This window comes from Serratia sp. 22278 (assembly GCF_052045405.1).
Taxonomy (GTDB): domain Bacteria; phylum Pseudomonadota; class Gammaproteobacteria; order Enterobacterales; family Enterobacteriaceae; genus Serratia; species Serratia marcescens.
In genome coordinates this window covers 229308-247274 of record NZ_JBQEOW010000006.1, presented here as the reverse complement: position 1 = coordinate 247274, position 17967 = coordinate 229308, and the positions used below count along the sequence as shown (strand labels likewise).

The following is a 17967-nucleotide window of genomic DNA, read 5'->3' as shown; positions in this document are numbered from 1 at the left end:
ATGGCTGAGTACAAGCCGACCATCAAAGCACCGGGCAAAAACGGTGACATCATTTTCAGCGCGCTGGTGAGACTGGCTGCGCTGATTACCCTATTGTTGCTGGGCGGCATCATCGTTTCGCTGATCTTCGCCTCCTGGCCAAGCATGCAGAAATTCGGCTTTGCGTTCCTGTGGACCAAAGAGTGGGACGCGCCGGCGGAGCAGTTCGGCGCGCTGGTGCCGATCTACGGCACCGTGGTCACCTCGCTTATCGCGTTGATCATCGCCGTGCCGGTGAGCTTCGGCATCGCGCTGTTCCTGACCGAACTGGCGCCGAACTGGCTGAAGCGGCCGCTGGGCATCGCCATTGAGCTGCTGGCGGCCATTCCGAGCATCGTCTACGGCATGTGGGGACTGTTCGTGTTCGCCCCGCTGTTCGCCGAATACTTCCAGACGCCGGTGGGCGACGTGCTGTCGGGCATTCCAATCGTCGGCGAGCTGTTCTCCGGCCCGGCCTTCGGCATCGGCATCCTGGCCGCCGGGGTGATCCTGGCGATCATGATCATTCCTTACATCGCCGCAGTGATGCGCGACGTGTTCGAACAGACCCCGGTGATGATGAAAGAGTCGGCCTACGGCATCGGCTGCACCACCTGGGAAGTCATCTGGCGCATCGTGCTGCCGTTCACCAAAAACGGCGTCATCGGCGGGGTGATGCTGGGCCTGGGCCGTGCGCTGGGGGAGACCATGGCGGTGACCTTTATCATCGGCAACACTTACCAGCTCGACAGCGCTTCGCTGTACATGCCGGGCAACAGCATCACCTCGGCGCTGGCCAACGAATTCGCCGAAGCCGAGTCCGGCGTGCACACCGCCGCACTGATGGAGCTGGGCCTGATTCTGTTTGTTATCACCTTTATCGTGCTGGCGCTGTCGAAACTGATGATCATGCGTCTGGCCAAGAATGAGGGGCGTTAACATGGCGACGATGGATATGCAAAACGCAGTCGTTCTGGCGGAAAGCCGCCGCAAAATGCAGGCCTGGCGCCGGCAGAAAAATCGCCTCGCGCTGTTCCTGTCGATGGCGACCATGGCGTTCGGGCTGTTCTGGCTGATCTGGATCCTGATCGCTACCGTCACCAAAGGCTTCGACGGCATGTCGCTGGCGCTGTTCACCGAGATGACCCCGCCGCCGAATACCGCGGGCGGCGGCCTGGCCAACGCCATCGCCGGCAGCGGCCTGTTGATCCTGTGGGCGACCCTCTTCGGTACGCCGCTGGGCATCATGGCCGGCATCTACCTGGCGGAATACGGCCGTAAATCTTGGCTGGCGGAAGTGATCCGCTTTATCAACGACATCCTGCTGTCCGCACCGTCGATCGTGGTGGGCCTGTTCGTTTACACCATCGTGGTGGCGAAGATGGAACACTTCTCCGGTTGGGCCGGCATCGTGGCGCTGGCGTTGCTGCAGGTGCCGATCGTCATTCGCACCACCGAGAACATGCTGAAGCTGGTGCCGGATACGCTGCGCGAGGCCGCCTATGCCCTGGGCACGCCGAAATGGCGCATGATTTCCGCCATCACGCTGAAGGCGTCGGTGTCCGGCATCATCACCGGCGTGCTGCTGGCGATTGCGCGCATCGCGGGGGAAACCGCGCCGCTGCTGTTCACCTCGCTGTCGAACCAGTTCTGGAGCACCGACCTGATGCAGCCGATCGCCAACCTGCCGGTGACCATCTTCAAATTCGCCATGAGCCCGTTCGCCGAATGGCAACAGTTGGCCTGGGCCGGGGTGCTGTTGATCACCCTGTGCGTACTGTTACTGAATATCCTGGCGCGCGTAATTTTCGCCAAGAAAAAGCATTCGTAAAATTTTGAGCGCCGCTTTGGCGGCGCTGATGAAAAGAGAGAAGTCTTGATGAGTATGGTTACTGACGCTTCCAGCAGCAAAATTCAGGTACGCGATCTGAACTTCTACTACGGCAAATTCCATGCGCTGAAGAACATCACGCTGGATATCGCCAAGAACAAGGTCACCGCGTTTATCGGCCCATCCGGCTGCGGCAAATCCACCCTGCTGCGCACCTTTAACAAGATGTACCAGCTGTACCCGGAACAGCGTGCGGAAGGCGGCATTCTGCTGGACGGCCAGAACATCCTGACCGACAACTCGGATATCGCGTTGCTGCGCGCCAAGGTCGGCATGGTGTTCCAGAAGCCGACGCCGTTCCCGATGTCGATTTACGACAACATCGCTTTCGGCGTTCGCCTGTTTGAAAAGCTGTCGCGCGCCGATATGGACGAGCGCGTGCAGTGGGCGCTGACCAAGGCCGCGTTGTGGAACGAAACCAAGGACAAGCTGCACCAGAGCGGCTACAGCCTCTCCGGCGGCCAGCAGCAGCGTCTGTGCATCGCCCGCGGCATCGCCATTCGTCCGGAAGTGCTGTTGCTGGATGAGCCTTGCTCGGCGCTGGATCCGATCTCTACCGGCAAGATTGAAGAGCTGATCAGTGAACTGAAGGCCGATTACACCGTGGTGATCGTGACGCACAACATGCAGCAGGCAGCGCGCTGCTCCGACTCTACCGCATTTATGTATCTGGGCGAGCTGATCGAGTTCAGTGATACTGATAACCTGTTCACTGCGCCGCAGAAAAAGCAGACTGAAGACTACATCACTGGCCGTTATGGTTGATAGGAAGCATCATGGATAACCTGAATTTAAACAAACACATTTCCGGCCAGTTCAACGCAGAGCTCGAGCATATCCGCACCCAGGTGCTGACCATGGGCGGGCTGGTGGAGCAACAGCTGACCGACGCCATCACTGCGATGCACAATCAGGATGGCGAGTTGGCCAAGCGCGTAATTGAAGGCGACGCCAAGGTCAACATGATGGAAGTGGCGATCGACGAAGCGTGCGTGCGCATCATCGCCAAGCGCCAGCCGACCGCCAGCGATCTGCGCCTGGTGATGGCGATCATCAAAACCATTTCCGAGCTGGAGCGCATCGGCGACGTGGCGGACAAGATCTGCCGCACCGCGCTGGAAAAGTTCTCGCACCAGCATCAGCCGCTGCTGGTCAGTCTGGAATCGCTGGGGCGCCACACCGTGCAGATGCTGCACGACGTGCTGGACGCGTTCGCGCGCATGGATCTGGACGAAGCGATCCGTATTTACCGCGAAGATAAAAAGGTCGACCAGGAATACGAAGGCATCGTGCGTCAGCTGATGACCTACATGATGGAAGACTCGCGCACCATTCCGAGCGTGCTGACCGCGCTGTTCTGCGCCCGCTCTATCGAGCGTATCGGCGACCGCTGTCAGAACATCTGCGAATTTATCTTCTATTTCGTCAAGGGGCAGGATTTCCGTCATTTGGGCGGCGATGCCCTGGAAAAGCTGCTCTCTCCGGGCGGTAAAGACGAAAAGGCCGACTAACTCTTTCCGGGTAATATCCTTCAAAGGCGCGGTTTCCCGCGCCTTTATTCCATCTTAAGCGCGTAAAGATAAAAAGGTTATAAATATAGCTTTTTATATTATTTCCTGACCTATGTGGCGCTTGCTAGCTTATTCGCCAGCAGGACATCAACCACTTAGGAGCTTTCTATGAAACATCGCGCTTTGGCCTTAACGTTGTTAGCCAGTCTGACCGGCCTCGCCGCCGGCGCCGCGCACGCGGACAAACTTGACGATATCAAGCAAGCCGGCGTGGTGCGTATCGCGGTGTTCGACAGCAATCCGCCGTTCGGCTACATCGATCCGCAAAGCAAAAAGCTGGTGGGCTACGATGTGGACGTCGCCGACGCGATCGGCAAAACGCTGGGGGTGAAAGTGGAGCTGCGCGCCACCAACCCGGCCAACCGCATTCCGCTGCTGGTGTCGAAGAAGGTTGACCTGATTGCCGCCAACTTCACCATTACCGACGAGCGCGCCAAGGAAGTGAACTTCAGCGTGCCGTATTTCGCCACCGGCCAGAAATTCATCGCCCGCAAAGGCGTATTGAAAACCCCGGAAGACATCAAGAAGCTGCGCATCGGCGCGGACAAGGGCACGGTGCAGGAAATCACCCTGCGCGAGCGTTTCCCGACGGCGAAAGTGATCTCTTACGATGATACCCCGCTGGCGTTCGTGGCGCTGCGCAACGGCAACGTGCAGGCGATCACTCAGGACGACGCCAAGCTGGTCGGCCTGCTCGGCAACCTGCCGGCGGCGCAGAAGGCGGAATTTGAAATTTCGCCGTTCAGCCTGACCAAAGAGTATCAGGGCGTGGGCATTCCCAAGGGCGAGGATCGCCTGACCGCCGCGGTGAATGAGACGCTGATCAAGCTGGAAAACGACGGCGAAGCGGTTAAGATTTACGATCGCTGGTTCGGGCCGGAAACCAAATCCGCCCAGCCGCGCGGCGATTTCAAAATCGCGCCTTTGGATCAGCAACCGAAAGCCTGATTTAACCGCTCGCGGTGAGATCGGTACGGAGGGGCGCAGCTTGCTGCGCCCCTGATGCATTCTGCAAGACAAGGATTGAACATGAACCTGGACTGGCTGCTGGCGCCGCAATACCTGAACTGGCTGTGGCACGGCTTTCTGCTGACGCTGTGGCTTTCCGCCTGCGCGGGCCTGGCGGCCACGCTGTTGGGCTTCGTGCTGGCGGCGATGCGCGACAGCAGCCTGCGGCCGTTGCGTTGGCTGGCGATGGGGTACAGCTCGTTGTTTCGCAATACGCCGCTGCTGGTGCAGCTGTTCTTCTGGTACTTCGCCGCCGGGCAAATCCTGCCGTCCGCCGCCATGCAGTGGCTGAACAGCGCACATCAGGTCGGCCCGCTTGAGTGGCCGTCGTTCGAGTTTCTCGCCGGTTTCTTCGGCCTGACGCTGTACTCCACCGCCTTTATCGCCGAAGAGATCCGCTCCGGCATTCGCGGCGTCGCCGGCGGGCAGAAATATGCCGCTCAGGCGCTGGGGCTGACCGGCTGGCAGGCGATGCGCTACGTGGTGCTGCCGCAGGCGCTGAAAATCGCGCTGCCGCCGCTGCTGGGGCAATACATGAACGTGATCAAGAACTCGTCGCTGACCATGGCGATCGGCGTTGCCGAACTCTCTTACGCCTCGCGTCAGGTCGAAACCGAAACCCTGCGCACCTTCCAGGCGTTCGGCGTGGCGACGGTACTGTATATCGCCATCATCGCGCTGCTGGAAGGTTGGGGCATGTGGCGACAACAGCGTAAACCGCTGGGAGGACATTGAGATGGATTTCAGCGTGATTCACGACAACCTGGGTTACCTGCTGTGGGGCACCTGGCCGGATGGGCCGCTGGGCGGCGCGGCGCTGACGTTGGCGATCAGCCTGATGGCCGGCGTGGCCTCGGCGGTGCTCGGCACCCTGCTCGGCGTGGCGCTGGCGATGTCGCGCGGCGTCGCCGCCGGGCTGCTGGCGGCGGTGTTGGGCTTTTTCCGCGCCATTCCGGTCATCATGCTGATCTTCTGGACCTATTTCCTGCTGCCGATGGTGTTTGGCGTCGAGATCCCGGAAATTACCACCGTGGTGTGTGCGCTGGCGCTGATCGCCTCGGCCTATCTGGCTCATGCGGTGAAGGCCGGCATCGCCGCGATCGGTCCCGGCCAGTGGCAGGCCGGGCTTTCTCTGGGGCTGACGCGCTGGCAGACGCTGCGCATGATCGTGCTGCCGCAGGCGCTGCGCATGATGGTGCCGTCGTTCATCAACCAGTGGATTTCTCTGATCAAAGACACCTCGTTGGCTTATATCGTCGGCGTTGGCGAATTGACCTTCCTGGCGACCCAGGTTAACAACCGCAGCATGGTCTATCCGATGGAAGTGTTCCTGTTTGTGGCGCTGGTCTATTTCGTATTCTGCCTGGCGCTCGATCTGCTGGCCAACGCGGTCAACCGCCGCTTCGGCGCGCAAACCCGCGCGCTGAAGCGGTCCTGGCGCTGGTGGCGCAACAAGCCGCCGTTGCCGGCCAGTTAATCGGCCGTCAGCCGCCAGCCGCGTTCGCGCCACAGCGCGGGCAATTGAGCCAGGTCGTCAAACGTGGTCACCAGCGGGTGATCGATCGGCGGATTATGCGGATCGGCGCAGAAGTAAAAGACCGGAATGCCGGCATTGATGCCGGCCTGCGCGCCGGCGGGCGAATCGTCCACCAGGATGCAGCGCGTCACCGACACCCGCATCTGTTCGGCGGCGTGAAACACGATCGCCGGATCCGGCTTCCAGCGCTGAATGTCATAGCCGCTGAACAACCGGTCATCAAAATAAGGCAGCATGCCGGTCAGGCCGAGCGAGTGCTGCATCTTGCTGACCGGCCCGTTGGAGACGGTGCAGACAGGCACCGTCACCTGCGCCAGCAGCTCGCGGGCGCCGGCAATCTGTTGCAGCTCGCTGTCGAACAGCCGCGCAACTTCCTGCCGATACAGCGGCTCCAGCGTCTCTTTTTCCAGGTCAGTGCCCTGCTCGGCATTGACCCGATCGATAATCTCGTACAGCTTCACCCCTTTGTATTTCTTGAATACCTCTTCCAGCGACAGATGAATGCCGTAGTGGGCGAACATATGGACATAGGCTTTGCTGCACAGCACTTCGCTGTCCACCAGCGTGCCGTCGCAGTCGAACAAAATGCAGTCAATCTGATTCATGCGGGACAGGTTCCTTCGGGTTAACGCCGCTGAGGCGACTCAGCGATCACTTGATCAGGTTACGCGCCTTGAGATCGTGCAAAATCAGCGCGGCGACGTGTGAGCACTGCGGCAGATCGCGGCTGTCGCACCACTTCAGCTCGGCGATTTCGGCGGCGGGCTGCAACTGCCCGGTAAAGTCGGCCTGGTAGCAGCGAATGCGCACTTGGGTACCGTCCTGCTTGCCGTCCGCCGGGCCGGTGAACTCGCCGTAAAACGCGATGGATTGCGACAGCAGCGCAACGGTCAGCTCTTCGTCGATTTCGCGGCACAGCGCCTGTTCGTCGGTTTCGTCCGCTTCGCGCTTTCCGCCCGGCATATAAAACAGCGTCTTGTTGTGCGAGCGCACCAGCGCCACTTTGTCATCTTTCAGCGCGATCAACGCCAGCTTATCGATAAAGGTCGAAGACATGCGGATTCCTGTTTTAACGGATAGGGATAGAGGGGCGATAGGCCATTTTATCGGCCGTGCCGGCAAACGGCAACGCAGCGGGCGGCAAGGGGGATGAATGCCTGTAAATACAAGCCGTTGACGCGTTTAGCCGTAAAGACGGCGAAAAAAACCTGTGACCGGCGTCAAAAGCCCCACTTTTTGTTATAGGATAGCCGGCGACTGTCCATTCCCATTTTCGGAATTCTGATAATGACCAAACCAGTATCTGGCCTTGACGCTGAGCAAGGCTTGCTTGGGCGCGTGTTTAAACTCAAGCAACATGGCACGACGGCGCGTACGGAAACGATTGCCGGTATCACCACCTTCCTCACCATGGTGTATATCGTGTTCGTTAACCCGCAAATTTTGGGCGCAGCGGGCATGGATACCCAGGCAGTATTTGTCACCACCTGTTTGATCGCCGCCTTCGGCAGCATCTTTATGGGCCTGCTGGCAAACCTGCCGGTGGCGCTGGCGCCGGCGATGGGCCTGAACGCCTTCTTCGCCTTCGTGGTGGTCGGGGCGATGGGCATTTCCTGGCAGGTGGGCATGGGCGCCATCTTCTGGGGCGCGGTCGGCCTGCTGTTGCTGACCATTTTCCGCATCCGTTACTGGATGATCGCCAACATTCCGGTCAGCCTGCGCGTCGGCATCACCAGCGGCATCGGCCTGTTCATCGGCATGATGGGGCTGAAAAACGCCGGCATCGTGGTGGCCAACCCGGACACGCTGGTGACCATCGGCAGCCTGACCTCGCACAACGTGCTGCTGGGGGCGCTCGGCTTCTTCATCATCGCCGTGCTCTCTTCGCGCAACTTCCATGCGGCGGTGCTGGTGTCGATCGTGGTCACCACCCTGATCGGCTGGATGCTGGGCGACGTGAAATACGGCGGCCTGTTCTCCCTGCCGCCGAGCATCACCTCGGTGGTGGGCCAGGTCGACGTGGCCGGCGCGCTGAACATCGGGCTGGCCGGGGTCATCTTCTCGTTTATGCTGGTGAACCTGTTCGACTCTTCCGGCACCCTGATCGGCGTCACCGATAAAGCCGGCCTGACCGACAACCAGGGCAAGTTCCCGCGCATGAAGCAGGCGCTGTACGTTGACAGCATCAGCTCAGTGGCCGGTTCGCTGGCGGGGACCTCTTCCGTGACCGCTTACATCGAAAGCTCGTCCGGCGTCGCCGTCGGCGGCCGCACCGGTCTGACGGCGGTGGTCACCGGCCTGCTGTTCCTGCTGGTGATCTTCCTGTCGCCGTTGGCGGGCATGGTGCCGGCTTATGCCGCCGCCGGCGCGCTGATCTATGTCGGCGTGCTGATGACCTCCAGCCTGGCGCGGGTGAAGTGGGACGATCTGACCGAAGCGGTACCGGCGTTTGTCACCGCGGTGATGATGCCGTTCAGTTTCTCGATCACCGAAGGCATCGCGCTCGGCTTTATCTCCTACTGCGTGATGAAGCTCGGCACCGGCCGCTGGCGTGAAATCAGCCCGTGCGTGGTGGTCGTGGCGCTGCTGTTCGTGCTGAAGATCGTCTTCGTCGACGGCCATTGACAGCCAAAGGGCCGACGCCCGTCGGCCCTGAAACCCTAGACGCCCGGCGTCGCATCCGGCGCCTGATCCAACACCCACTGCAACGGCCGCCTGAAGCGCGCCTGCCAACTGCCGGCGGCATCCTCTCCCTGGGCGAAGTGCAGCGTTTGCACCTGATTATCCTCCCCGAACAGATTGGCGAAGTGCAATGCCAGCGCCTGTTCGCTGAAATTCTGTCGATCGTAATACGCCATCACGATTTTCTTTTGCGCCGCCAGCGACTGCTGGGCCGGCTTGATCTCGCCGTTGGGGGCGATCAAGAGCGCGCCGGCATAAAACTGCGGGTACTTGGCGATCAGGTTGGCGGCGTGCAACGCGCCCTGGCCGCGGGCGCTGAGGTAAATCCGCCGGGGATCCAGCTTTAGCTGCGGAGCCAGCTGTTGCAGCGTACGCTGAATGGCGGTTTGGGTGCTCTCGTCGCTGTAATTCGACCAGCGGAAGCTGTTTTCCGACAGCATCTGCGTGCCGTTGAGCTCGATGTAGGCCACGCCCATTTCGCCGAACAGCAGCCGCTCCTCGGGGCTGATGGCGGCGGCTTTGCCGTAGGTATGCAGGAAGATCACCGTTGGCCACCCTTCGGGTGGCGTTTCGCCGTCCGGTATCGCGTAGCTGGCCTTGCCTTCATAGCGGCGAGCGTGCTGCAGATAGCGCGCTTTGGTGGCGGCCAGGATAGATTGGTAGGTGGCGGAGTGCTGGATGCTGTTGAAGGCGTCGTCCTCCAGCAGGTTGTAGTAGTACCACAGGCCGCGGTCGGCGCTCAGCTGCAGGTAGCGCTCCGCCAGCTCGGTTTGCCCTTTCTCCGCCGACGACACCGCCAGCTGGTAGGGCGCCCAGACATTGCGGCCGTCTTCGCGCATCAGCGTCAGGTACAGCGACATGGCGCCCAGTTTTTTATCTTCCTGGTTTTGCGCGGATCGCGACAGCTGGGCGTTGAGCGCGCTGTGCGCAGGCAGCTCCAGCGGTTCTTCACCGGCGGGATAACGCATGTCTGCGGCGAAAGCGGGACTGGTGATGGAAACGAAAAATAACGCTAAAATGAAAAAATACATGATGCTATGGCTTTAATTTCAATAAATTGACGGACGTCATGTCCTGTTGCGGCGCCCCGCGGGCGCCGCGAGACCTTCACTCCACGCGGCGAATAAAATCGCTGAACGCGGACAGCTGGCCGGTCAGGAAATCCAGCGTTCCCTGATCGCTCAGTTCACCGGCCTGTTCATCGACCTTGCTTTGGATCACGCCGCCCATAAACTCAGGCTTGTTCATTACCATCGCATCGAGGAACACCAGGATCTGACGCAGATGGTATTGGCAGCGCGCGCCGCCGATCGGCCCCATTGAGCTGGTTTGAATGGCCACCGGCTTGCCGGCCAGCGGCTGATTCGGTACGCGAGACAGCCAATCGATGGCGTTTTTCAACCCGCCGGGCACGGAATAGTTGTATTCGGGGGTGACGATGATCACGCCGTCGGCCTGGCGGATCTGCTCTGCTATCGCTTCGACTGCGGCAGGGAAGCCTTCACCCTGTTGCATGTCGGCGTCGTACAGCGGGATATCGCGGATGGAGGGCAGCGCTTCAATGGTGACGCCCTGCGGAGCCAGGCCAGGCAGGGCGCGGGCCACCATGGCGTTGTAGGAGCCTTTGCGCAGGCTGCCGAGTAGAGTGACGATTTTTAAGGCTTGGTCTGACATGGTGATTCTCCCTTTCGAATGAGCAGATTCAGCGTACAACATGGGCGAATAGTAGGCTAAAGCGCGGGTCGAGAATAGGCGATTGCTCAACATTTAGCTGTCTTTACAATTTAATCCAGTAACTCGTGCGGTAAAGACCGCGTTATCCGCTTTGCGCCGCGTCAACCTGGCGTCTTCAGGCCCGTCAGTTTAACGAAGCGTGAGGATGCCGCCGGGCTGCGCGGCGAGATTTCCCCGTCTTTGTGCAGGCCGCCGCGCTCTTCGTAGCGCCAGCACAGCAGGCGATCCAGCTCGGGGCTGCCGGCGCAGGCCCAGCTCAGATATTCGTCGGCGTCGCTCATCACCTGAACGTCCGGCGTGGCGCTGGAGCGCAGGTGACCGGAGAAGGGATGCAGACGTAGCGTGGATTGGCCGCTGTTGCCGAGACCGGAAATTTTCAGCACGCTTTGCCGAATGCTCCACAGCTGAGTCTCCGCCTCCAGCCGATCGTCCTGCGCGCCGATCCAGGCACTTTCCGCCGGCGTCTGATGCGCGTTCTGCAGCGCGCTTTGCCGGCTGCCGCGCGCCCGCATCACTTCGATATCCAGTCCGACTTTGCCCTCGTCGCTAAGCAGCACGCCCACGGTGTTGCTGGCATAGGCGAGGCTAAAATCGGGCAACTGATGATCGGCGAAGCAGGGGCGGCCGGTCGGCGTGGTGGCGATGGGGGGCAGCGTCGGCAGGCCGTACAGGTAGAACATCATTTCGGCGAGCAGAATGCGCCCTTGCAGGTAACGCGTGCGGCGCTTAACGGAAAAGGTGCGGGTGGCGGCTATCACTTCGTCGGAGAGTCTCTGGGTATCCAGGACAGCGGAGGCCGGGGTCCATCGGGCAAAATGACACGCCATTGTTCACTCCATGACAGAGGGTCGCTAAGAACGCAGGGGTGTTAGATTAAGACTAAGTTGAGGATTTATCATCAAAAAACACTATGCGGATTATCCGATTTGTTGGCTTTTGCGCTGTGCAGGAGGGCATGGGGGCATGCAAGGCGAAGGTTATTCAGACCTCAAATCGCGTTGCGTAACGGGGTCGTGCATAAAATTAATCAGTTCCGAAGCCAGCCGCTTTCGAATCGACGGCGTCCAATGAACCCATAAAATATCGCCTGATAAGAAAAAGTTGGCGGAGAGAGCAGGATTCGAACCTACGACACGATGACTCGTGTGGATTTAAGAAACGGTTAGTTTCTTAAATCTGGCTTAAACCACTCGCCCACCTCTCCGCGTTCGTTTGTTGGAAATATAAAACCACATAATTAAAATGGTTAAAATAACCTGAACTTGAAAATGTGAGCAAACCCACAAAAACCCTATTTATTGTGTGTGTTTATTAATTATCAGAGTCAGGTCACTAAATTTACATTAGCTATTGTTATAAAAAGTTGGCGTCATTGGCTACGAATAGGGAAGAAGGGTATGCCAGATCTCGAATTAATGCCGCTGCAAAGCGCCGATTTTTATAAGACAGCTGAACGTGTTGTTTTTAAAGAATATAAATGTAACTGCAAAAAAGGTTGGAAGGGTGAAGATCGCTTTATCGTCTACAAAGCCGATCAGAATAGGATCGCTGAGGTTATCAACAATGAGGTTTCAAATAACAACGTTGAAGACCTCATCGCGCTGGCATCGTCTTTTTTGACGGATAAGGTGGTGATTTCCGGCGGGCATACCGTGGTTAATTTGGACGATCGTTTTTCTGTCAGCAGTGAAGTGGAAAAGTCTGCGCGCTTCTGCATTGACTACATTGCCGAATCCATCAGACGGCTCAGTGTTCAGCCTGACTTCTTGATGGAAATAAATGATTTCTATATGGAAAAAAGCGATGGCAGCGAGATAGACGGCGCTAACGAATTCAGGAAGATGGCGACATCGCCGTACATTATTCCGGAAAAAATAAACGACTACATTCTGGCGTCGAATCAACGTCATGGCATTGATATCAATGCATTTTATGTCAGTGAAAAAAACATGGCGGATCGCTTTAAACGCCACATTAAAAACCGTATGGATAAAGAGGCGTATTTTCAGCGCCAAGACGGAAATGTGAAGATGACGGTGGGTGAACACACGTTCGATATCATCAAGGAAAATAAACCGACCTGCGCGGCGGGAAATGCTGCGACGTTCAGGGCTATTCGGTATCGCATTTCCCCCAATAAAATCTTTGATAATTACACGTCGCATATTGGCGTTTTTCCGCTGTGTTCACGCGTCAACGTGCTTAACGGCTATCGTGCGGCCGCGACTTTTTACGATAACTTCGCTTTGCCTTCTTTACTGGTCTTCTTCGGCAAATCCTGTTTCGAATGACATTTTTGTGCCAGCTGGCTATGCGTCACGCATAGCCATGATGGTCGAGCATCATCATGAAAATCTCACACCTGTATTGGCCTGTCACTTTCTTCTCCACGGCATTTGGCGCCGGGATTTTCTTTTTGCCACAGGCGGTGGGGCCGGGCGTGCTGGGGATGAAAGTGTTCATGCTGTTTATCGTTATCGCCATGTCGGTATCGATGATGGCGCACTATCTTTTTTTCAAATTCATCATTTCGCACCCGGAGAAAGATTTCCTGGCGGCATCATCGACATTTATCGGCGAGCGGGCAGCGGCAATCGTCTGTGTGCTGTTTATTTTGTCGATGATTATTATCGTGCTGATAAATTTCATCACCTTGGTCAACGTCGTCGCGTCTTTTTTCCACAACGGATTCTGGGTCAGGGGCGGCATTTCGCTGTTGCTGAGTGCCGCGCTGTCGGCGGCATGGTTGGCGTTTAGTCAGCGAATCGAGCACCTGATTTCCAGAATGGCACTGGTTTCTATCGTACTGGTGGCGATCCTGGCGGTGTTTTTCCTGTTACAACCTGCGGGGGGGCAGCAGGCGGTGCAGGCGCCGCCTGGCATTTCATTGCAGACGTGGCTGCTGCTGCCGATTTTTCTTTTTACATTTAACTTTACCCCGTGCATCCAACGCTTTGCGAAAAGCGCCTTACGACCGCAGGCGCGCAGTATTCTGTTTGGCAAGGTACTGATCATGGCGTTTATCGTCATGATCGTTATCGCCATCAGCCGCTTGCTGACGCTGGATGACATCTCAATCATTAACAGCCGCAATGTGGATGCGCTGTTTTATACCGCCGGTTTGACCGGCAACGCCACGGCGTGGTTAGGCGCTGCCCTGTTGCTGTGTTTACTGACCGGCGGCGCCTATATCGGCACGTTGACCGGCGTGATCGATGGCATTACGTCCTTCGGCGTGGCGGGCAAAAAGAGAATCATCGCAGGGAATATCGTTGTCTGTACGTTTATTGGCGCGATCAACCCGAGCATTATCAAGATCATCTCGGGCTGGTCGATACCCGTTATCGTGATGACCGTCTTTTTCATCCCATCACTGTATTTTTTGCTACGGGGCGGCGGCTGGCAAAAGGGGATCGGCGTCGTCGTGCTGGGCTGCGGGATCGCGGTAATCGCAACGTTGTTGGTGTAAAGCGGCACGCTTAATCCAGAACCAGCCTATCGCCGGTGGCCGGCGCGATCCCTTCCGGCAGCCATAGCCGGCCCCAGGCGCCGGTACAGTGGCAGCCCATAATCTTTTCCGGCTGATGCTGGCGCAAAAAACGGCGGACGCGCCAGAGCGTGCGCGGGGAAGCGCAGCGTAGATGAAAACCGCCGATCAAGGCGTGGATCCGATCGATCCCGGTGATTTGCTGGCAATGGCGCACGATATTCACGATCCCGCGGTGCCCACAGCCGGTCACGATCACCAGACCGCGATCCGATTTGTAAATCAGCACCCCTTCGTCAATAACGTAATCTACCGCTGCGTTCTCCCCGGCGATCACCCCGTAGGCGCGGGGTGCGGGCACCACGATTTCGCCTGACCACATAAAGCGATCGCCGATCGCCAGCGGTTCGCGGCTGTATTGCATGCGGTGGCGCGAGTAGTCGATATCCAAAGAGAGCTTTTTGATTTTCCGAGTGTGGCCCAGCACCTTCAGCGCCGCATAGCGCTCATCGCCGACCTGCGGGTGGCAGATGATACGGCTGTTGTCTGGCAGCCAGGCGACGCCGCCGCAGTGGTCATAGTGGCCGTGGGAGAGCACCGTCGCGGTGATACGGGAGAGATCGACACCCATCAGCGCCGCATTGCGCAGAAAGCTGTCGTCGGGGCCGGTATCGAACAGTATGGACGTCGTATCATCCTCAATCAGCAGGCTTAACCCGGCCTTGGCCTGCAATAGCGGGTTGGCGCCGGCGGCGCGGCGGTTTTCCAGCAGTACCCTGAGGGTCAATGCCATGTTGACTCGTTCCTGAGAGAGATTCCTGACTGGCCAGTATAGCGCGGGACGCTGCGGCGGCTCTGTGAGCCGGCGCGCAGAGCGAGAGCGGAAAAGAAAAACGGCCGGAACAAGGGCTTGTCCCGGCCGTGAAGGTGTCTGGCGGTGTTACTTGCCGATACAGAAGCTGGAGAAAATGCGGCCCAGCAGGTCGTCGGAGGTGAATTCACCGGTGATTTCACTCAAGGCCAGCTGTGCCTGGCGCAGTTCTTCGGCCAACAGCTCCCCCGCGTAAGCGCTCACTAACTGTTCTTTGCCCTGCACCAGGTGCTGCGCCGCCAGTTCCAGCGCCTGCAGGTGGCGGCGGCGCGCCAGGAAGCCGCCTTCCATGTTGCTGGTGAAGCCCATGCTCTGTTTAAGATGATCGCGCAGCACATCGACGCCTTCACCGGTGCGGGCCGACAGGCGAATAAGTGAGTGGTTATTCACTTCCGTCAGACCCAGCGTTTCACCGGTGATGTCGGCCTTATTGCGCACCACGGTGATCGGCAACGTGCCTGGCAGGCGCGCCATAAACTCCGGCCAGATCTCCGCCGGCTCGGTGGCGGCGGTGGTGGTGCCGTCAACCATAAACAGCACCCTGTCGGCCTGTTCGATTTCGTTCCATGCACGTTCGATGCCGATGCGCTCCACTTCGTCGCTGGCGTCGCGCAGGCCGGCGGTGTCGATGATGTGCAGCGGCATGCCGTCGATATGGATATGTTCGCGCAAGACGTCGCGGGTGGTGCCGGCGATATCGGTGACGATCGCCGCCTCGCGCCCGGCCAACGCATTGAGCAGGCTCGATTTGCCGGCGTTGGGGCGCCCGGCGATCACCACCTTCATCCCTTCACGCAGCAGGCTGCCCTGGCGCGCTTCGCCTCGCACGCTGTCCAGATCCGCCATGACGTCGTTGAGCTGCGCCTCGATTTTACCGTCGGACAGGAAGTCAATTTCCTCGTCCGGGAAGTCGATCGCCGCTTCCACGTAGATTCGCAGGTGAGTGAGCGCTTCCACGAGCTGGTGGATGCGGGTGGAGAACGCGCCCTGGAGCGAGTTCATCGCCGAACGCGCCGCCTGCTCTGAGCTGGCGTCGATCAGATCGGCAATCGCTTCGGCCTGCGCCAGATCGAGTTTGTCGTTGAGAAACGCGCGCTCGGAGAACTCGCCCGGCCGCGCGATGCGCACGTCGGGCAGCGCCAGCACGCGCTTGAGCAGCAGATCGAGGATCACCGGCCCGCCGTGGCCCTGCAGTTCCAGCACGTCTTCGCCGGTAAAGGAGTTCGGCCCCGGGAACCACAGCGCGATGCCCTGATCGAGGGTGGCGCCCGTGGCGTCGCGGAACGGCAGATAGTCAGCGTAGCGCGGCTTCGGCAGCTTGCCGAGCAACGCCTGGGCGACGTCTTTGGCCTTGCTTCCGGAAATGCGCAGAATGCCGACGCCGCCGCGTCCCGGCGGGGTGGCTTGGGCTACGATGGTATCGGTGGTGCTCATAACGGTTCTCTCTGACGATTAAGATGCAAAAAGGCGGTCTAATGACCGCCTTTGGTGTTACTGCAAGGGTCGGCGCGCCGAACCCCTACACTACGCTTAGCTTTTTTTCTTGTCGCGGCTGTGCAGACCGCGTTTTTCCAGACCACGGTAAATCAGCTGCTGCTGCAGGATGGTCACCAGGTTGCTGACGATGTAGTACAGCACCAGACCGGACGGGAACCACAGGAAGAACACTGTGAAGATCACCGGCATGAAGGTCATGATTTTCTGCTGCATCGGATCAGTCACGGTGGTCGGCGACATCTTCTGAATGAAGAACATCGTCACGCCCATCAGGATTGGCAGGATGTAGTACGGGTCTTGCGCCGACAGGTCATGGATCCACAGGGCGAACGGCGCGTGGCGCAGCTCGACCGAACCCATCAGCATGTAGTACAGCGCCAGGAAGATCGGCATCTGAATGATCAGCGGCAGGCAGCCGCCGAGCGGGTTCACTTTCTCCGCCTTGTACAGCGCCATCATCTCTTGGCTCATGCGCTGTTTGTCATCGCCGATGCGCTCGCGCATCGCCTGCAGCTTCGGCTGCAGCATGCGCATTTTCGCCATCGAGGTGTACTGCGCCTTGGTCAGCGGGTACATGATGCCGCGCACGATGAAGGTGATGATGATGATGGAGAAGCCCCAGTTGCCGATAAAGCCGTGGATGAACTTCAGCAGTTTGAACAGCGGCTGGGAGATGAACCACAGCCAACCGTAATCCACGGTCAGATCCAGGTGCGGCGCCAACTGGGCCATCTGGTCCTGCAGCTCCGGGCCGACCCACAGGGTCGCGTTCAGCTGCTGCTGAGCGCCCGGCTGCACCACGACCGGCGTAGATTTGAAGCCGATGGTGGACAGGTTGTCGCCCGGTTTGGCGGTGTAGAAGGTGTTGTCACCCTTGGTCGCCGGCACCCACGCGGTGGCGAAGTACTGCTGCAGCATGGCGACCCAACCGTCTTTGGTGGTGACGCTCAGGTTTTCATCTTTGTCGAACGCGTATTTCTGGTACTTGTCCTCGCTGGACGAGTACGCCGCGCCGCGGAAGGTGTGCAGCGCAAAGTTGCTGCTGCCGGTGTCACGGTGCTTAGGCAATTCGGTGGTCTGCTTCAGCTGGCCGAACAGGGTCAGCTCCAGCGGCGTCGCGCCTTTGTTGTCGATGCTGTAATCCACGCCGACCGCATAGTGGTTGCGTTTAAGCACGAAGGTCTTGGTGTAGACCGCGCCGTCTTTATCGGTGTAGGTCAGCGGGATGCGCAGCTCGTCCTGGCCTTCTGGCAGGGTGTAGCTGTCCTGCGCCGCCTGATACAGCGGGCGTTCGCCGTTGGCCGGGTTGTCCGGGCCGTTTTTACCGGTCAGGCCGCTTTGCGCCTGATAGACGAACGACGGGGTGGTTTCCAGCAGTTGGAACGGAGTCGATGAACCCAGAGTATCCGGGTAGGCCAACAGTTTAGCCTGCTCGATATCGCCACCACGGGTGTTGATGGTCAGTGACAGCACGTCGGTGTTCACGGTAATCAGCTTACCCTGACCACTGGCTGGCACGGCCTGGCTGGCGGCATCACCGGCTACTGCGTTCGAAGTCTGTTGCGTGGTCTGTGCGGCCGGCTGCGGAGCGTTGTCCGTTTGCCATGCCTGCCAGATCATGAAAGACACGAACAGCAGAGCGATGAGAAGAAGATTGCGTTGCGAATCCAT

Annotated in this window: 18 protein-coding genes and 1 pseudogene; 10 read left to right on the top strand and 9 right to left on the bottom strand. The window is 58.9% G+C overall.

The features are described 5' to 3' along the window. The 7 genes from pstC to ACTJJ6_RS14040 all read left to right on the top strand — a co-directional run bounded on the left by pstC (nucleotide 1) and on the right by ACTJJ6_RS14040 (nucleotide 5965). Complete coding sequence (gene pstC / locus ACTJJ6_RS14070) at nucleotides 1-957, top strand: phosphate ABC transporter permease PstC (protein WP_016929615.1); 957 nt, start codon at nucleotides 1-3, stop codon at nucleotides 955-957. Nucleotide 958: 1 nt separating this feature from the next. Beyond that, nucleotides 959-1849, top strand: coding sequence for a phosphate ABC transporter permease PstA (pstA, locus tag ACTJJ6_RS14065; protein ID WP_004933824.1), 891 nt, complete (start codon nucleotides 959-961; stop codon nucleotides 1847-1849). Nucleotides 1850-1903: 54 nt separating this feature from the next. Further along, nucleotides 1904-2674 (top strand): phosphate ABC transporter ATP-binding protein PstB, encoded by a 771-nt coding sequence (gene pstB / locus ACTJJ6_RS14060; protein WP_016929614.1) that lies wholly within the window; start codon nucleotides 1904-1906, stop codon nucleotides 2672-2674. An 11-nt stretch (nucleotides 2675-2685) separates the two neighbouring features. After that, complete coding sequence (gene phoU, locus ACTJJ6_RS14055; RefSeq protein WP_016929613.1) at nucleotides 2686-3420, top strand: phosphate signaling complex protein PhoU; 735 nt, start codon at nucleotides 2686-2688, stop codon at nucleotides 3418-3420. Nucleotides 3421-3588: 168 nt separating this feature from the next. Further along, the gene (locus ACTJJ6_RS14050; RefSeq protein ID WP_440804222.1) at nucleotides 3589-4428 is read left to right on the top strand and encodes an ABC transporter substrate-binding protein; all 840 of its coding nucleotides are present in this window, start codon (nucleotides 3589-3591) and stop codon (nucleotides 4426-4428) included. A gap of 81 nt (nucleotides 4429-4509) precedes the next feature. After that, on the top strand, nucleotides 4510-5223 hold the full coding sequence (locus ACTJJ6_RS14045; protein WP_016929611.1) for an amino acid ABC transporter permease: 714 nt from the start codon (nucleotides 4510-4512) through the stop codon (nucleotides 5221-5223). Between the two features lies 1 nt (nucleotide 5224). Further along, nucleotides 5225-5965 (top strand): amino acid ABC transporter permease, encoded by a 741-nt coding sequence (locus ACTJJ6_RS14040; protein WP_004933841.1) that lies wholly within the window; start codon nucleotides 5225-5227, stop codon nucleotides 5963-5965. Here ACTJJ6_RS14040 and yieH read toward each other — a convergent pair. Beyond that, nucleotides 5962-6630, bottom strand: coding sequence for a 6-phosphogluconate phosphatase (gene yieH, locus ACTJJ6_RS14035; protein ID WP_164053768.1), 669 nt, complete (start codon nucleotides 6628-6630; stop codon nucleotides 5962-5964). The genes ACTJJ6_RS14040 and yieH overlap by 4 nt on opposite strands. Nucleotides 6631-6676: 46 nt before the next feature. Then, nucleotides 6677-7081, bottom strand: coding sequence for an NUDIX hydrolase (locus ACTJJ6_RS14030; RefSeq protein WP_079450354.1), 405 nt, complete (start codon nucleotides 7079-7081; stop codon nucleotides 6677-6679). A 231-nt stretch (nucleotides 7082-7312) separates the two neighbouring features. Here ACTJJ6_RS14030 and ACTJJ6_RS14025 point away from each other — a divergent pair, with 231 nt between their 5' ends. After that, nucleotides 7313-8650 (top strand): NCS2 family permease, encoded by a 1338-nt coding sequence (locus tag ACTJJ6_RS14025; RefSeq protein WP_004933851.1) that lies wholly within the window; start codon nucleotides 7313-7315, stop codon nucleotides 8648-8650. A gap of 35 nt (nucleotides 8651-8685) precedes the next feature. Here the strand turns inward: ACTJJ6_RS14025 and ACTJJ6_RS14020 are convergent, their stop codons facing one another. The 4 genes and pseudogenes from ACTJJ6_RS14020 to ACTJJ6_RS14005 form a co-directional block, all read right to left on the bottom strand. Continuing rightward, complete coding sequence (locus ACTJJ6_RS14020) at nucleotides 8686-9738, bottom strand: hypothetical protein (RefSeq protein WP_016929607.1); 1053 nt, start codon at nucleotides 9736-9738, stop codon at nucleotides 8686-8688. Nucleotides 9739-9814: 76 nt separating this feature from the next. After that, nucleotides 9815-10381 carry an NADPH-dependent FMN reductase gene (locus ACTJJ6_RS14015; protein WP_004933859.1) on the bottom strand — a complete coding sequence of 189 codons (567 nt, stop codon included), beginning with the start codon at nucleotides 10379-10381 and terminating at the stop codon, nucleotides 9815-9817. A 161-nt stretch (nucleotides 10382-10542) separates the two neighbouring features. Further along, nucleotides 10543-11268: a 4'-phosphopantetheinyl transferase family protein gene (locus ACTJJ6_RS14010; RefSeq protein WP_033639103.1), complete on the bottom strand. Its 726-nt coding sequence runs from the start codon at nucleotides 11266-11268 to the stop codon at nucleotides 10543-10545. A 275-nt stretch (nucleotides 11269-11543) separates the two neighbouring features. Further along, nucleotides 11544-11645 (bottom strand): annotated as a pseudogene (locus tag ACTJJ6_RS14005). A gap of 193 nt (nucleotides 11646-11838) precedes the next feature. Here ACTJJ6_RS14005 and ACTJJ6_RS14000 point away from each other — a divergent pair. After that, nucleotides 11839-12732: a hypothetical protein gene (locus tag ACTJJ6_RS14000; RefSeq protein ID WP_049299623.1), complete on the top strand. Its 894-nt coding sequence runs from the start codon at nucleotides 11839-11841 to the stop codon at nucleotides 12730-12732. Nucleotides 12733-12788: 56 nt separating this feature from the next. After that, nucleotides 12789-13910 carry a threonine/serine transporter gene (locus ACTJJ6_RS13995; RefSeq protein ID WP_350024380.1) on the top strand — a complete coding sequence of 374 codons (1122 nt, stop codon included), beginning with the start codon at nucleotides 12789-12791 and terminating at the stop codon, nucleotides 13908-13910. Between the two features lie 10 nt (nucleotides 13911-13920). Here ACTJJ6_RS13995 and ACTJJ6_RS13990 read toward each other — a convergent pair whose 3' ends face one another. The 3 genes from ACTJJ6_RS13990 to yidC form a co-directional block, all read right to left on the bottom strand. Next, entirely contained in the window at nucleotides 13921-14721 is an 801-nt protein-coding gene (locus tag ACTJJ6_RS13990; protein ID WP_110147546.1) for an MBL fold metallo-hydrolase, read from the bottom strand. A 147-nt stretch (nucleotides 14722-14868) separates the two neighbouring features. After that, entirely contained in the window at nucleotides 14869-16233 is a 1365-nt protein-coding gene (gene mnmE / locus ACTJJ6_RS13985) for a tRNA uridine-5-carboxymethylaminomethyl(34) synthesis GTPase MnmE (protein ID WP_016929602.1), read from the bottom strand. 96 nt (nucleotides 16234-16329) lie between these two features. Then, nucleotides 16330-17967, bottom strand: coding sequence for a membrane protein insertase YidC (yidC, locus tag ACTJJ6_RS13980; RefSeq protein WP_016929601.1), 1638 nt, complete (start codon nucleotides 17965-17967; stop codon nucleotides 16330-16332).

Coding starts and splice junctions, on each gene's coding strand:
- pstC (WP_016929615.1), top strand. CDS start 1: ATGGCTGAGTACAAGCCGACCATCAAAGCACCGGGCAAAAACGGTGAC.
- pstA (WP_004933824.1), top strand. CDS start 959: ATGGCGACGATGGATATGCAAAACGCAGTCGTTCTGGCGGAAAGCCGC.
- pstB (WP_016929614.1), top strand. CDS start 1,904: ATGGTTACTGACGCTTCCAGCAGCAAAATTCAGGTACGCGATCTGAAC.
- phoU (WP_016929613.1), top strand. CDS start 2,686: ATGGATAACCTGAATTTAAACAAACACATTTCCGGCCAGTTCAACGCA.
- ACTJJ6_RS14050 (WP_440804222.1), top strand. CDS start 3,589: ATGAAACATCGCGCTTTGGCCTTAACGTTGTTAGCCAGTCTGACCGGC.
- ACTJJ6_RS14045 (WP_016929611.1), top strand. CDS start 4,510: ATGAACCTGGACTGGCTGCTGGCGCCGCAATACCTGAACTGGCTGTGG.
- ACTJJ6_RS14040 (WP_004933841.1), top strand. CDS start 5,225: ATGGATTTCAGCGTGATTCACGACAACCTGGGTTACCTGCTGTGGGGC.
- yieH (WP_164053768.1), bottom strand. CDS start 6,630: ATGAATCAGATTGACTGCATTTTGTTCGACTGCGACGGCACGCTGGTG.
- ACTJJ6_RS14030 (WP_079450354.1), bottom strand. CDS start 7,081: ATGTCTTCGACCTTTATCGATAAGCTGGCGTTGATCGCGCTGAAAGAT.
- ACTJJ6_RS14025 (WP_004933851.1), top strand. CDS start 7,313: ATGACCAAACCAGTATCTGGCCTTGACGCTGAGCAAGGCTTGCTTGGG.
- ACTJJ6_RS14020 (WP_016929607.1), bottom strand. CDS start 9,738: ATGTATTTTTTCATTTTAGCGTTATTTTTCGTTTCCATCACCAGTCCC.
- ACTJJ6_RS14015 (WP_004933859.1), bottom strand. CDS start 10,381: ATGTCAGACCAAGCCTTAAAAATCGTCACTCTACTCGGCAGCCTGCGC.
- ACTJJ6_RS14010 (WP_033639103.1), bottom strand. CDS start 11,268: ATGGCGTGTCATTTTGCCCGATGGACCCCGGCCTCCGCTGTCCTGGAT.
- ACTJJ6_RS14000 (WP_049299623.1), top strand. CDS start 11,839: ATGCCAGATCTCGAATTAATGCCGCTGCAAAGCGCCGATTTTTATAAG.
- ACTJJ6_RS13995 (WP_350024380.1), top strand. CDS start 12,789: ATGAAAATCTCACACCTGTATTGGCCTGTCACTTTCTTCTCCACGGCA.
- ACTJJ6_RS13990 (WP_110147546.1), bottom strand. CDS start 14,721: ATGGCATTGACCCTCAGGGTACTGCTGGAAAACCGCCGCGCCGCCGGC.
- mnmE (WP_016929602.1), bottom strand. CDS start 16,233: ATGAGCACCACCGATACCATCGTAGCCCAAGCCACCCCGCCGGGACGC.
- yidC (WP_016929601.1), bottom strand. CDS start 17,967: ATGGATTCGCAACGCAATCTTCTTCTCATCGCTCTGCTGTTCGTGTCT.